The organism is Bacillus sp. FSL M7-0791, assembly GCF_038627085.1.
Classification (GTDB): domain Bacteria; phylum Bacillota; class Bacilli; order Bacillales; family Bacillaceae; genus Bacillus; species Bacillus safensis.
On the sequence record NZ_CP152022.1, the window covers coordinates 2,438,664 to 2,453,736 of the forward strand.

The 15,073-nt window shown below is 42.4% G+C and carries 12 protein-coding genes; 1 reads left to right on the plus strand and 11 read right to left on the minus strand.

Annotated features, from left to right (window positions below):
• Nucleotides 1-24: 24 nt before the first annotated feature.
• The 6 genes from hemL to hemA are packed head-to-tail and all read right to left on the minus strand — an operon-like array spanning nucleotide 25 to nucleotide 6,276.
• The gene (hemL, locus tag MHI08_RS12570) at nucleotides 25-1,317 is read right to left on the minus strand and encodes a glutamate-1-semialdehyde 2,1-aminomutase (protein WP_039180405.1); all 1,293 of its coding nucleotides are present in this window, start codon (nucleotides 1,315-1,317) and stop codon (nucleotides 25-27) included.
• Between the two features lie 27 nt (nucleotides 1,318-1,344).
• A complete protein-coding gene (hemB, locus tag MHI08_RS12575; RefSeq protein ID WP_029706177.1) occupies nucleotides 1,345-2,313 on the minus strand; it encodes a porphobilinogen synthase in 969 nt (322 codons plus the stop codon).
• Nucleotides 2,313-3,104: a uroporphyrinogen-III synthase gene (locus tag MHI08_RS12580; RefSeq protein ID WP_342499662.1), complete on the minus strand. Its 792-nt coding sequence runs from the start codon at nucleotides 3,102-3,104 to the stop codon at nucleotides 2,313-2,315. Before MHI08_RS12580 ends, hemB begins: the two co-directional genes overlap by 1 nt.
• Nucleotides 3,101-4,033 (minus strand): hydroxymethylbilane synthase, encoded by a 933-nt coding sequence (gene hemC, locus MHI08_RS12585; RefSeq protein WP_024423173.1) that lies wholly within the window; start codon nucleotides 4,031-4,033, stop codon nucleotides 3,101-3,103. The genes MHI08_RS12580 and hemC overlap by 4 nt, the downstream gene beginning before the upstream one ends.
• Nucleotides 4,034-4,070: 37 nt before the next feature.
• A complete protein-coding gene (locus MHI08_RS12590; protein ID WP_024423174.1) occupies nucleotides 4,071-4,901 on the minus strand; it encodes a cytochrome c biogenesis protein in 831 nt (276 codons plus the stop codon).
• A 7-nt stretch (nucleotides 4,902-4,908) separates the two neighbouring features.
• Nucleotides 4,909-6,276 (minus strand): glutamyl-tRNA reductase, encoded by a 1,368-nt coding sequence (hemA, locus tag MHI08_RS12595; RefSeq protein WP_024427831.1) that lies wholly within the window; start codon nucleotides 6,274-6,276, stop codon nucleotides 4,909-4,911.
• 242 nt (nucleotides 6,277-6,518) lie between these two features.
• Between hemA and MHI08_RS12600 the strand changes: the two genes are divergently transcribed.
• Entirely contained in the window at nucleotides 6,519-7,004 is a 486-nt protein-coding gene (locus MHI08_RS12600; RefSeq protein ID WP_034279808.1) for a hypothetical protein, read from the plus strand.
• A 210-nt stretch (nucleotides 7,005-7,214) separates the two neighbouring features.
• Here the strand turns inward: MHI08_RS12600 and yihA are convergent, their stop codons facing one another.
• From yihA to tig, 5 genes are all read right to left on the minus strand, one after another.
• A complete protein-coding gene (gene yihA, locus MHI08_RS12605; protein ID WP_285709152.1) occupies nucleotides 7,215-7,802 on the minus strand; it encodes a ribosome biogenesis GTP-binding protein YihA/YsxC in 588 nt (195 codons plus the stop codon).
• Entirely contained in the window at nucleotides 7,799-10,123 is a 2,325-nt protein-coding gene (gene lon, locus MHI08_RS12610; RefSeq protein WP_024423178.1) for an endopeptidase La, read from the minus strand. Before lon ends, yihA begins: the two co-directional genes overlap by 4 nt.
• A gap of 171 nt (nucleotides 10,124-10,294) precedes the next feature.
• A complete protein-coding gene (gene lonB, locus MHI08_RS12615; protein WP_024423179.1) occupies nucleotides 10,295-11,956 on the minus strand; it encodes an ATP-dependent protease LonB in 1,662 nt (553 codons plus the stop codon).
• Between the two features lie 136 nt (nucleotides 11,957-12,092).
• Nucleotides 12,093-13,358, minus strand: coding sequence for an ATP-dependent protease ATP-binding subunit ClpX (gene clpX / locus MHI08_RS12620; protein ID WP_024423180.1), 1,266 nt, complete (start codon nucleotides 13,356-13,358; stop codon nucleotides 12,093-12,095).
• Nucleotides 13,359-13,609: 251 nt separating this feature from the next.
• A complete protein-coding gene (gene tig, locus MHI08_RS12625; protein ID WP_024423181.1) occupies nucleotides 13,610-14,884 on the minus strand; it encodes a trigger factor in 1,275 nt (424 codons plus the stop codon).
• Between the last annotated feature and the right edge of the window lie 189 nt (nucleotides 14,885-15,073).

Genomic DNA, 15,073 nt, shown 5'->3' on the forward strand with positions numbered 1-15,073 from the left:
ATGTCTCCATATCGGCCTTTTGTTTTATCGACGTAGTTTTTGAAAAACCTTTTCCACTGTCTCAATCGTATATTCGATGTCTTCATCTGTATGAGCTGTTGACAGGAATAGTCCTTCAAATTGAGAAGGCGGGAGGAAGATGCCGTGATCGGCCATTTCCTTGTAAAATTCAGCGAATAAAGCAAGATCAGCTGTTTTCGCTTTGTCATAATTGATCACTTCTTCATTTGTAAAGAAGAATCCGATCATGGAACCCGCACGGTTAAACGTTAATGGAATTCCGTATGCTTTTGCCGCTTTCGAAATGCCTTCTTCTAAACGGTCACCTTTTCGTTTAAATTCTTCATAAGACTCAGGTGTCAGCTGTTTTAGGGTTTCTAAGCCTGCTGTCATCGCAAGAGGGTTACCAGATAACGTTCCTGCTTGGTATATTGGACCACTTGGCGCAATTTGTCTCATAATATCCGCTCTTCCGCCATAAGCACCGACCGGAAGACCGCCTCCAATCACTTTACCAAGGCACGTCAGATCAGGTGTGATGCCAAAATAGCCTTGCGCGCAGTGATAATCCACACGGAAGCCTGTCATGACCTCATCAAAAATAAGCAATGATCCATATTGCTCCGTGATGTCTCTCAGTCCTTGCAAGAAACCTTCTTGCGGAGGGACAACCCCCATATTTCCTGCGACCGGCTCTACAATAACACCAGCGATATCATCTCCAAATTCTTGAAAAGCAACTTGAATACTTTCTAAATCATTGTACGGTACTGTGATTGTGTTACTTGCAGTCCCTTCAGGAACACCAGGACTATCCGGCAGTCCAAGCGTTGCTACTCCAGAACCCGCTTTAATGAGCAAAGAATCACCGTGGCCATGATAGCAGCCTTCAAATTTCACAATTTTATTTCTGCCTGTAAAACCACGAGCTAGACGAAGTGCACTCATCGTCGCCTCTGTACCAGAGCTGACCATGCGAATAACTTCGATGGAAGGAACCCGTTCTGATACAAGTTTAGCTAATTCATTTTCAACTAACGTAGAAGCACCGAAGCTTGTCCCATTTTCCGCTACTCGCTGAATGCTTTCAACGACACGGTCATTCGTATGTCCTAAAATAAGCGGTCCCCATGATAAGACATAATCGATGTATTCATTTCCATCAATATCATAGATCTTGGCGCCTTTGCCCCGTTCCATAAAAATCGGGTCTGTGTTGACTGATTTAAATGCACGCACAGGGCTGTTGACACCACCAGGCATTAAATGCTGTGCTTCTTCAAATGCTTGCTTTGATTTTTCATAGCTACGTCCCATTTCAACGTCCTCCTGTCTATCCGTTCTTTATTCTGAGAGCCATTTTGCTGCATCTTTTGCATGATACGTAATGATGAGTTCTGCTCCTGCACGTTTCATGCTTGTCAGCATTTCAAGAACAAGCTCTTTTTCAGAAATCCAGCCATTTTGAGCGGCGGCTTTCACCATCGCATACTCTCCGCTCACATTATAAGCAACAACAGGGAGTGTAAATTCATTTTTCACATCACGCATAATGTCTAAGTAAGAAAGAGATGGTTTGACAATCAAGAAGTCAGCTCCCTCTTCTACATCAGATTGCGCTTCTCTTAGTGCCTCTAAACGGTTTGCAGGGTCCATTTGATATGTTTTACGATCTCCAAACTGCGGTGTACTATGTGCAGCATCACGAAACGGACCGTAAAAAGCACTTGCATATTTCACCGCATATGACATGACAGGTACATGAATAAAGCCTGCTTCATCAAGTGCCTCACGAATGGCAACAACAAATCCGTCCATCATATTTGAAGGCGCGATGATATCTGCACCTGCACGCGCTTGGCTGACAGCCGTCTTCGCTAATAGCTGAAGAGATTCATCATTTAAAATTTCTCCATCTTCAACGATTCCGCAATGTCCGTGATCTGTATATTGGCATAAGCAAGTGTCTGCAATGACCACGAGCTCTGGGAAATGCTTTTTGATTTCGAGCGTTGCTCTTTGAACAATGCCATGATCGTGATACGCCTCACTGCCTACATGATCTTTATGATCCGGCACACCAAATACAATGATCGATTTGATGCCAAGATCAACAAGCTCTTGGACTTCTTCTTTCACGAGGTCTACAGAAATGTGATATACACCTGGCATTGAAGAGACTTCTTTTCGGACATTTTCTCCCTCTACAAAAAAGATCGGGTAAATGAAATCAGATGGTCTTAAAAAGGTTTCTCTGACTAATTCTCTCATTCCTGCGCTTGTCCGCAATCTGCGGTGTCTGTTAAATTTCATCAATGGTTCAACTTCCTTTCAGATAAACGGCACATTAAATCAAGCATTCCGTCTATCGTATAAGTATCTGGGGTTTCAGAAGAAATCCCGTATTGAAGCAGTGCCTCTTTTGTCAGAGGACCGATCGTCACAAAACAGGTGTCAGATGCAGCAAGCTTCGCTGCATCTGCTTCCATCACATGCATAAAAGAATGAACAGTGGATGAGCTCGTAAATGTAATAAAATCAAATGATTGCTTCGTCATTGCCGATTTAAGTGCAGCAATTCCATCCTCATCCTTGACTGTTTCATATAAAATCCATTCTTTTACTTCTATGCCGAGCGGAACGAGGGTCTCTTTCACCACATCTCGTGACAGATGCCCTTTTGCTACAAACACACGCTCTCCTGGGCATACATGATCAAGTAATGCATCTGCCAGTTCTTCCGCTATAAATCGTTCTGGCACCACATCCACCTTCAAGCCATGCTGCTCAAGATAGGCAGAGGTTTTCTCTCCTACAGCAGCCACTTTCAAATGGGATAAGCTCTTATGTAAATGATGATCTTTTATATAGTTTAGAAAAAAAGACGCACCATTCACACTCGTGAAAACAAGCCAGTGGCTATTTTGTAAGTCCTTTACAAAGGCCTGCGCTTTTTCTTTTGTGAGCGTAGGCTCAAACCGAATAAGAGAGGTTAAAACCGCATGGCCGTTCAGCGCTTCAATCTTTTGCTGAAACACGCCCGCTTGACGTTCATTTCGAGTGACAAGCACCGTCTGTCCGTGAAGCGATTTGCCTATGCTCATTGAGACAGATCCTTTTTCACCTTGTCGATCAAATCCTTTGCTCCCTTATCGGCCATCTGCTTCGCACACGCTGTTCCAATGGCTTCAGGGTCAGTGCCTGTGACGGTTTCTCGAATAATCGTGTGCCCATCAGCAGATGCAACAAGACCTGTTAGTTCAATTTCATTATGCTCATTCATCGTTGCATAGCCAGCGATCGGCACCTGACAGCTTCCATCCATTTGTTTGAGGAAGGCTCTTTCTGCAAGGACCGTTTTCTTCGTATATTCATTCGTAAATTGAGCGAGAAGCTTAAGCAGTTCTTCATCATCCCCGCGGCACTCAATCGACAGCGCGCCTTGTCCAACGGCAGGCAGACAAGTCTCAGGAGATAAAAATTCCGATACGACCTCTTTGCTCCATCCCATTCTGGACAGACCGGCAGCCGCTAGAATAATGGCATCATACTCTTCATTTTTCAGCTTTTCTAACCTCGTATCAATGTTTCCTCGAATCCATTTAATCTCAAGATCTGGTCTTTCCTGAAGAAGCTGGGCGCTGCGCCGTAAGCTGCTTGTTCCCACAATTGCGCCCTTAGGCAGTTCGCTGAGACTCAGATGATCCTTCGAAATAAGTGCATCCCGTACATCCTCACGCTCAGGAATACAGCCAATAACTAAACCTTCCGGAAGAGCAGCCGGCATATCCTTCATGCTGTGCACCGCCATATCGATGTCATGATTCAGCATCGCCTGCTCGATCTCTTTAACAAACAGTCCTTTTCCGCCAACCTTAGATAAGGTCACATCTAAAATTTGATCACCCTTTGTCACAATTTCTTTTATTTCAAAAGAATAAGAAGGGTTTAGTTCAGACAGCTTTTGAATGACCCATTTTGTTTGTGTAATTGCCAGCTTACTTCGTCTAGAACCTACTTTAATTGTACGCAATACGTCTTCCTCCCGACAATGCCTTTAAGACTCATCATTATTGAAACCAATGAAAGGTTGATAAGCTACCAAGCAGAAAATAATTGATCATCAGCACAAGAAATGAAGCGACATTCCATAGTGCCACGATTTTGCCCTGCATATTTCTCACCAATCTGATATATAAGTAAAAGCCGTATAAAAACAGCATAATAAACGAACCAAGCACCTTTGCATCTGTCCAGTACAACGTATCATACGAAATATATGCCCAAATGATGCCAAGAATTAAACTAAGCAAGAGCATAGGCACACCAATAATGTTTAATACGTACGCCATATGATCCAGCTTTGATAAATCTTCAATTCTCAGAAGCCATTTTCCCCATTTTTTCTTTTTCAGTAAACGATATTGAAAGAGATAAAGCAGTGAAAACGCAAATGAAAGTGAAAAGGCACCGTAGGATAAAATCGCCATCGTAATATGAATCACGAGCAGTTCACTCGTCAGCTTCCCCGTCAGTTCTGCTGAATGGAGGTCAGATGGTGTAAAGGTGTGAATCGCCATCATGGAAAAACCGATCACATTTGTAAAAAAGACAATAAATTCAACGCGCAATACCTTTGTGAGCACAAGAGAAAGTGTCACAAGCACCCACGTATAAAAATATAACCCCTCTGCTACATTCAACACAGGGAATCGGTCTGTTTCCATCATAATATAGAACATGTAGACTGTTTGCAGCAGCCAGACAATAGAAAGCAACCAGAAAGCCATTTTTCCAGCCTTCCGGTTGTGTTGAAGAAAATCTATGAAATAGAACAAGACACTTAGTGCATAGATTAAGATCGTCGCTTCATTGAGTCTCGCTACAATGGATTCCATCATCGCTTAATCACTCACTGGCAACTGTAGCAAAGCCTTGCGCCATATTTGGTTTGAACAGCTGAAATGATCCTTGCTCCACCTGCATTGGCTCGACCTTTTGCTCTTCATCTTCAACCTGTAAATCAAAGATTTCTTTAAAGAGTAAAAGCTTTTCCTCTGCATTCGGCTCCGCGGCAATTTCTTTTGCCTTTAAGATAGGATCTTTCAGCATTTGGTTGATGATGCTTTTCGTATGTTTATTTAACAGCTTCATTTCACGATTTGTGAGGTTTGGAAGCTTCCGCTCAATACTCTGCATCGTATCGGCTTGAATTGTGAGTGCTTTTTCTCTAAGTGCAGAAATGACCGGAACAACACCTAACGTATTCAGCCATTGCTTAAATTCCACAATTTCTGCTTCAATCAGAAGCTCAACCTGCTCAGCCACTGCACGGCGCTCTTTTAAGTTGGCAGCCACGATGCCTTCAAGGTCATCAATGTCATACAAAAAAGCACCTTCTACTTCAGAAATAGCTGGATCTAAATCACGGGGTACAGCAATATCCACCATAAATAGAGGTCTGCCCTTCCGCTTTTTATTCGCACTTTCGACCATTTCTTTTGTAATGACAAATTGTTTCGCTCCCGTTGAGCTGATTAAAATGTCCGCTTCGGATAATGTTTTTTCTAATTGGTTTAAGCTCTTAGGCTCTCCTGAAAAACGCCCCGCCAATTCCTTTGCCTTCTCAAACGTTCGGTTGATGACCGTTACTTGGCCAATTCCTTGACCTTGAAGGTTTTGAGCCGCCAGTTCGCCCATTTTGCCCGCACCAAGAATCAGGACATGCTTATCAGAAAGACGTCCAAAGATTTTTTTGGCAAGCTCAACAGCTGCATAGCTGACAGACACGGCATTAGACGCAATATCCGTTTCCGCATGAGAGCGTTTTGCAACGGTTACCGCCTGTTTAAATAAATAATTGAAAACGGTACCAATGGTCTTCTCCTCTTGAGCTACTTTAAAGCTGGAACGTACTTGACCGAGTATTTGCGTTTCACCAATGACCATGGAATCAAGTCCACAGGCCACACGGAATAAATGCTCAACTGCTCCATCGTTTTCATAGAACTTCAAATATGGAGAGACATCTTCCTTTTCTAAACCGAACCAATCGGCTAAAAATCTTTTTATATAAAACCGTCCAGTATGAAGCTGATCTACTACTGCGTAGATCTCTGTTCGATTACATGTTGAGATGACGATATTCTCTAGAATGCTTTTTTCTTCTTTAAGCTTGGACATCGCTGTTCCGAGCTCACTCGGTTCAAAGCTCAGCTGTTCCCGTATCTCAACAGGGGCTGTTTTATAATCTAAACCCACAACAAGAATATGCATAACTTCAGCTTGCACCCCCAACGCCCTGTCTAATTTATAATAATTACAATATAGAATTTATTATTTATAATGATTATAACATATATTCATTTTTAACTGGATAAAAATTGTGAACAGATTTCAAAAATGTTGTGATATAGTAGAAAAATGTTCGACACCAATTATGCCATATCATCACTTCAAGCAATTTACCAGATTTGGCGCGTGCGGACAAATGATCTGCTTAAAAGAAGGTGACATCTTTGAAGAAGAAATCCATTTTGCTGCCGCTCACTTTATTGGCTGTAGCGCTATATGCCATTCTCTCAGGAGGTCAATTTGACATTTGGAAGGATCAAGAGAAATGGTATACACTTGTACTGCTTTTTGGCCTCGCGTTCTTATATCAAGGAAAAAAGGAGCAAGAAAGCGCTCATGTATTTATCGGTATGCTCATGACAGGCCTTTCGCTACACTTTATTCTACAGCCTAAATTGGACCACTGGCCTGACACATTTACAATGATTGTGTTCATCGTAGGACTTGCACTCTTTGTGAAATCATCTCAGAAAAAAGAATATCGAATTGAAAGTGTTGTGCTGATCGCACTCGGTTTGTTCCTTTATTTCTTTCAGCAAATTACAAAACAGCTAAGTTCCCTTTCGATCCCTACTTCCGGCTTTGAATTGTACTGGCCTTATGTACTGATTGCTGTCAGTCTCCTCTTATTATTTTTAAAAAGGAAATAACTTATACAATAAAAAAGGCATCTGCTCATGGCAGATGCCTTCAGCGTAAAGACAAACCCTCGCATTCGGTGTCAGTCCTGCGTGCTGGTGCTCACGAATAACAAATTCGCTCCGCGCCAGTACTCGTCCTTTCTAGACTTCAAGAGTTTTCTTATCACACTGAAAAGAAGACAAAGATAAAAAAGCATCTGCTCATCGCAGATGCTTTTTTTAGCCGTTTACCTTCGCAAGGATCGCATTCCAGGCTTCATCTTTTCCCTTTTTTGTTTCAGAAGAGAATAAGATGAGTTCATCTGATGGGTCAATGTCGAGCGTCTTTTTGACGACTTTCGCATGTTTTTCCCATTTGCCTTTTGGAATTTTATCCGCTTTTGTTGCGATGACGATCACTGGAACTCCGTAATATTTAAGGAACTCATACATGTTCACATCATCTACTGATGGCTTATGGCGCAGATCCACAATTTGGACGACTGCTTTTAATTCTTCACGCATTGTAATATACGTTTCGATCATTCTACCCCAGGCTTCGCGCTCTGTTTTTGATACTTTGGCAAAACCGTAGCCCGGAACGTCCACAAAATGGAGCATATCATTAATAATGTAGAAATTAAGCGTCTGGGTCTTACCTGGTTTAGAAGACGTACGCGCTAAATTTTTACGATTAATCAATGAGTTGATGAACGAGGACTTTCCAACATTTGATCGTCCAGCAAGCGCAATTTCAGGCAGTCCGCCGCTCGGGTACTGCTCTGGTTTCACCGCACTAATGACGATATCTGATTTTGTTACTTTCATCTTCCCTCTCCTACCAATGCTTTCTCAAGCACCTCATCTAAATGTGAGACCGGAATAAAGGTTAGTCCTTCTCTCACACTTTCAGGAATATCATCAATATCCTTCTCATTGTCCTTTGGAAGAATAATGGTTTTCAATCCTGCACGATGTGCGCCTAATGCTTTTTCTTTTAGTCCGCCAATCGGAAGCACTCTTCCTCTTAACGTTATCTCTCCTGTCATACCAACCTCTTTTGACACAGGACGTCCTGTGAGTGCTGATACAAGAGCCGTCGCAATGGTGATACCAGCTGATGGCCCGTCCTTTGGAACCGCACCCTCTGGAACATGGATATGAATATCGTGCTTTTCATTAAAATTAGGATCAATGTTCAGTTCATCTGCTTTGGATCGAATATAACTGAATGCCGCCTGTGCAGATTCTCTCATGACATCACCAAGCTTACCTGTTAACAAGAGCTTGCCTTTACCAGGAGAAAGCGATACCTCAATTGATAAGGTGTCTCCGCCAACAGTCGTATACGCAAGTCCTGTGACAACCCCGACTTGGTCTGTCGTTTCAGCCTGACCATAACGGTAAAGTCTTTTTCCGAGAAATTCAGATAAGTTCTTTTCCGTCACTGTGATGCGCTTGCGGTCTTCAGCCACAATCGCTCTTGCCGCTTTTCGGCAAATGGCCGCAAGCTGACGCTCTAATCCACGAACTCCTGCTTCTCTTGTGTAATAGCGAATCATATCATAAATCGCTGCTTCACGAAGCTGCAAGTTCCCTTTCTTTAATCCGTGCTCCTTTAGCTGCTTCGGCAGAAGATGATCTTTCACAATCTCTGCTTTTTCAACCTCTGTATACCCTGCAATCGTGATAATCTCCATTCTATCACGAAGTGGACCTGGAATGGTTGCTAAATTGTTGGCAGTGGCAATAAATAACACCTGCGATAAATCAAATGTCTCTTCAATATAGTGATCGCTAAAGTTGTGATTTTGCTCTGGATCCAGCACTTCAAGCATCGCAGAAGACGGATCACCTCTAAAATCAGAGGACATCTTATCGATTTCATCTAAAAGAAACACTGGATTCATTGTGCCTGCCTTACTCATCCCGCGAATGATACGGCCTGGCATCGCCCCTACATACGTTCTTCTATGTCCGCGAATTTCAGATTCATCACGCACCCCGCCAAGAGAGATACGGATAAACTTTCGATCAAGTGATTTAGCAATCGATTTGGCAAGTGACGTTTTCCCTACCCCAGGAGGTCCTGCTAAGCAAAGAATCGGTCCTTTTAATGAATTGGTCAGCTTCTGTACAGCAAGGTATTCAAGCACACGTTCCTTGACTTTTTCCAGCCCATGATGCTCATCATCTAAAATTTCACTTGCAAGCTTTAAATCTAGACGATCTTCTGTATAGATGCCCCATGGAAGATTGATCAGCCAATCAATATAATTTCGAATGACAGAGCTCTCCGCAGAGCTTGAAGGAATTTTTTCATAACGGTTCAATTCTTTTAACGCCGTTTCACGAACAGACTCAGGCATGCTGGACTCTTCGATTTTAGACATTAATGAACTGACTTCGCCTGTTTTTCCTTCCTTGTCTCCAAGCTCCTTTTGAATGGCTTTCATTTGTTCACGCAAATAATATTCTTTTTGCGTTCGTTCCATTGAACGTTTGACGCGCTGGCCAATTTTCTTTTCAATTTCCAGCACTTCTTTTTCATTGTGGATTAAGCTGATGACACGATTCAGACGTTTTTTGACATCCACTGTTTCCAGTACTTCTTGTTTGTCCTTTAATTTGAGCGGCAGGTGAGAAGCAACGATATCTGCCATTCTCCCCGGTTCCTCAATATCCGTCACCGTTGCATATGTTTCAGCTGAGATTTTTTTTGAAATTTTTATGTACTGATCAAAATGATCTAACAAAGTGCGCATGAGTGCTTCTGCTTCTGCGTCCTTTAACTCTTCTTCTGCCAATTCTTTAATATCGACGGACGTATAGTCCTCAAGCTCCACATATGACTCGATCTGCGCTCGATTTAAGCCTTCAACGAGTACACGAATCGTTCCATTCGGCAGCTTCAGCATTTGTTTGATTTTTGTGTAGGTGCCGACTTTGAAAATTTCCTCTTCACCTGGTTCATCTATTGAAATTTCCCGCTGTGTTGCTAGAAAAATCATATGATCGTTCATCATCGCCTGTTCTAATGCTTGAACAGACTTCTCGCGTCCAACGTCCAAATGCAAGACCATTGTTGGATAAACAAGCAAGCCTCGCAATGGGAGGAGCGGAACATTCTTTTTGATTTCATCTGCCATGTTGATTGACACCTCCGTCACTAGTATGAATCATTATAATATACCTGTTTCAGTCTTGTACAATGTAAAAGACTTAAGAAATGATGATCTTACCGTAGTATACCCTTTCTTTTTATCTTGAAAAAGAAAAAAAGATCTATTTCACTAAAAAATCCCCATATGTGATGGGGATTAAACAGATTTTCTTTTCATTTCCTCTTCTAGTCCATCTTTCTTCTCGTCTGGCGGGTTGACCAAACACTGATCCAGCACCTCTTGGAAGTGCTTCACAGGCACAATGGTGACGCCTTCAATCTCTTTTAAGATCGACTGCTGGTTGTCATAAGGAATAATCACGGTTGTGGCACCAGCTTGTTTCGCCGCCTTAATCTTCGGTATCACACCGCCGATCGGCTTCACCTGACCCTGCAATCCGATTTCACCTGTCATTGCTGTCAGATGATCAATCGGGATTTGATGAATGGCAGAGAAAATCGCCGCCGCCATGGCAATCCCAGCAGACGGTCCATCAATAGGGGCACCGCCTGGAAAATTAATATGGATGTCATATTCATTTGTCCGTATCCCTAAGTTTCTCAGCACTGTTAATACATTTTCAACAGATCCTTTTGCCATACTTTTTCGTCGAATAGATTTAGACTGACTGCCAATGCTTTCTTCTTCTGCAATGCCTGTAATGTTGATACTTCCTTTTTCGAGTGCCTTACATATATTCACTTCAATCTCGAGCAAGGCACCGCTGTTTGGTCCGTAGACTGCCAGACCATTCACTACACCGACTTTTGGCTTTTCCGGTACTTTTTGTTCATATCTTGGTGTCAGCTGGCTTGAGTGAATGACCCACTCGACATCGGCGATCGTGATGTCTTTTCTGTTTTCCGTGACGGCCATTCCAGCGGCGATCTGCACCATATTGACTGCTTCACGGCCATTTTTCACATAAGAGGTTAACAGGTTCAGCCCTTCATCACATAATTCCTTTTGGATTTTCTGGACAGCCTTAGCAGCGACAATTTTCAGTTCATGCTGGTCAAGGTCCTTAAAGAAAATTTCCAAACACCTCGATCGAATCGCTGGTGGAATTTCTTCAGGTGTTCTTGTCGTGGCGCCAATCAATCGAAAATCAGCCGGAAGTCCATTTTGAAAAATGTCATGAATGTGATTCGGAATTTGAGTGTTTTCCTCACTGTAGTAGGCGCTATCTAAAAATACTTTCCGATCTTCAAGGACTTTCAGCATTTTGTTCATTTGAATCGGATGCAGTTCCCCAATTTCATCGATAAACAGAACCCCGCCATGCGCATGCGTAACGGCTCCTTGTTTTGGCTGCGGAATGCCTGCCTGTCCCATCGCTCCCGCCCCTTGGTAAATTGGGTCATGCACAGAACCAATGAGCGGGTCTGCGATGCCCCGTTCATCGAATCTTGCGGTTGTGGCATCGAGCTCCACAAATACCGCATCTTTCTTAAACGGTGAATCAGCATGACGTTTCGCTTCTTCCATGACAAGACGGGCAGCGGCTGTTTTTCCAACCCCCGGTGGTCCATAGACAATGACATGCTGAGGGTTCGGTCCGCACAGCGCTGCTTTTAGAGCACGAATGCCGTCTTCCTGCCCTACAATATCTTGAAACCCCTTTGGCCGGACTCTCTCTGATAAAGGCTCACTCAGCTTGATTGACCGCATCTTTCTGAGTGCTTCCATTTCTTTTTTTGATTCTTTATCTATCGTCACCTTTTGTGTGCGCTGATTTCGCAGTAAGTTCCAAAAGTACAGCCCGATGACGATACCAAAGAACAGCTGTATAAATAATACGATTCCTGTCCAGCTCAATCGGTGCTCCCTCCTTCATCTATCGTATGTATTGGTTTCTGTCTGCTAGTATTTCCTAGAGCTGGACGGAATAAACACGTCTTCTACGATAAATAAAAAACTCCTGAATCAAAATGATTCAGGAGTGAAACTTCTCTTATGCAGATGTTTTAGTATCTTTGTTGACAACTGTGCCATCCTTTAACACAAGACGCGGCGGCTCACCATCAGCAACCGTTGCACCAGTGATGACACATTTTTCAATATCATCACGAGATGGAAGGTCAAACATGACATCAAGCATGATGCCTTCAATGATCGAGCGAAGACCACGAGCTCCTGTTTTACGCTCAATTGCCTTTTTCGCAATTTCGCTAAGAGCATCTTCTTCAAATTCAAGCTCTACATCGTCAAGCTCAAGCATTTTTGTATATTGCTTAACAAGCGCATTTTTAGGCTTCGTCAAGATTTCTACAAGTGCTTTTTCATCTAACGGCTCTAGGCTTGCAATAACCGGCAGACGACCGATGAATTCTGGAATTAAACCGAAGCGAAGCAAGTCTTCTGGCAGTACTTTTGATAGAAGGACTTCTTTTTCAAGATCTTCGACTTTATTTTCCGCACCGAATCCAATTACTTTTTGACCTAAGCGGCGTTTGATGATTTGCTCAATCCCGTCAAAGGCTCCTCCACAAATGAAGAGGATGTTCGTCGTATCAATTTGAATGAATTCTTGATGCGGATGCTTACGTCCACCTTGAGGCGGTACACTAGCGACTGTTCCTTCAAGAATTTTCAAAAGGGCTTGCTGGACGCCTTCCCCAGATACATCGCGAGTGATAGAAGGGTTTTCTGATTTTCTTGCTACTTTATCGATCTCATCGATGTAGATAATGCCTTTTTCCGCTTTTTCTACATCATAATCCGCTGCCTGGATCAGCTTTAGTAAAATATTCTCTACGTCTTCACCAACATAACCTGCTTCAGTTAATGATGTTGCATCTGCGATCGCAAATGGCACATTTAAAATACGTGCAAGTGTTTGAGCAAGTAATGTTTTACCGCTTCCTGTTGGTCCAATCATAGAAATATTACTTTTCGAAAGCTCAACATCATCAATCTTGCTGTTGGAATTGATCCGTTTGTAGTGGTTATACACCGCTACAGCTAAGGATTTTTTCGCATTGTCTTGTCCGATGACATATTCATCAAGAATCTCCCGAATTTCATGAGGCTTCGGAACATCCTTGAATTCAACTTCTTCCTCTGTGCCGAGCTCTTCTTCAACTATTTCCGTGCAAAGCTCGATACATTCATCACATATATATACGCCAGGTCCTGCGACCAGTTTACGCACTTGATCTTGCGTTTTTCCGCAAAACGAGCATTTTAATTGACCTTTTTCCTCGTTGAATTTAAACATTCTTTCACCCCTTATTCTTCTTCACTTGCCTGTAGCTAACAGTCAGCTACCTTTCTGGGTCCAGTATGTATGCATTTTACCATACTTTCCTAAAAGACGGTAACGATGTGTTTCTAACACTGCACATTGAGATATGTATGACAGAAAGATGCGACTTACACTATCGTTTCCAAAAGAAGCGATGATAAGTCAAAAATTGTACAAAACAAGGCACGAGTCACTCGCGCCCTGTTTTATTATTATGCACCATATTAACGGTTTTCTACAAGAAAATCAATTGCTTTACGAACTTTTAGATCTTCTTTCATTGCTTCAGTAGATCCGATCGCTTGTTTGATATTTTCAATTGGCATGTTGTATGCTTCAGCCATTTTTGAAAGTTCTTCTTCCACTTCTTCGTCAGACACTTGTAAGTTTTCTGCAGCAGCAATTGCTTCAAGTGTTAGGTTAGATTTTACGCGTTTAGCAGCATCTTCTTTCATTTGCTCTTTCAGCGCATCTTCATCTTGTCCAGAGAATTGGAAGTAAAGCTCAAGGTTCATTCCTTGCATTTGAAGACGTTGTTCGAATTCTTTCATCATGCGGTCTAGCTCAGTGTCAACCATCGCTTGTGGGATGTCAACTTCCGCATTTTCAGAAGCTTTCGCAACTAGCTCTTCACGAAGTTTTCCTTCTGCTTCGTTTTCTTTTGCTTCTTCAAGACGTTTCTTCGTTTTTTCAGTTAACTCAGCAAGCGTTTCTACTTCTTCATCAACATCTTTAGCGAACTCATCGTCAAGTGCTGGAAGTTCTTTTGCTTTGATTTCATGAATTTTCACTTTGAATACAGCTGGTTTACCTGCAAGGTCTTCAGCATGGTATTCTTCTGGGAATGTAACTTCTACGTCTTTTTCAGCGCCAGCTTCAAGACCAACTAATTGCTCTTCGAAACCAGGGATGAATGAACCAGAACCTACTTCAAGAGAGTAGTTCTCAGCTTTTCCGCCTTCGAATGCTTCTCCATCAACGAATCCTTCGAAATCAAGAACAACTGTATCGCCGTTTTCGATTGCGCCTTCTTCTTTGACAACAAGCTCAGCTTGACGGTTTTGCATGCCTTTAAGCTCTTCTTGTACATCTTCATCAGTAACAGCTGTGTCGTCTTTTTCTACGTTAAGACCTTTGTAGTCACCAAGTTTTACTTCAGGCTTCACTGTTACTTTTGCAGTGAAGATTAAGTTTTCGCCTTTTTCGATTTTCTCAACATCGATTTCAGGGCGGTCAACTGGCTCGATACCAGCTTCGTCGATTGCTTTTGGATATTCAACCGGAAGAAGAATATCTAATGCATCTTGATAAAGAGATTCTACACCAAAACGCTGCTCGAAAAGACCACGTGGTACTTTCCCTTTACGGAATCCAGGGATCGATACTTGCTTAACCACTTTCTTAAATGCATCATCAAGTGCTTTGTTAAATGTTTCAGCGTCAACTTCTACAGTTAGTACGCCTTCGTTACCTTCTTGTTTTTCCCATTTTACTGACATGTGTGTTTCCCTCCAAAAATCTATTCAGATTGTGCGTTGCTCCATTCTAAAGCATCATAAAGACTTCGTCCAATCAAAAACCACGCACTCCGCTAAGAAGCTTGCATTATGTATACAACATTTGACTTGATTATACATATCGTCTTTCAACCGTTGGAATCTGACAACTGCACTATATATGCACAAATA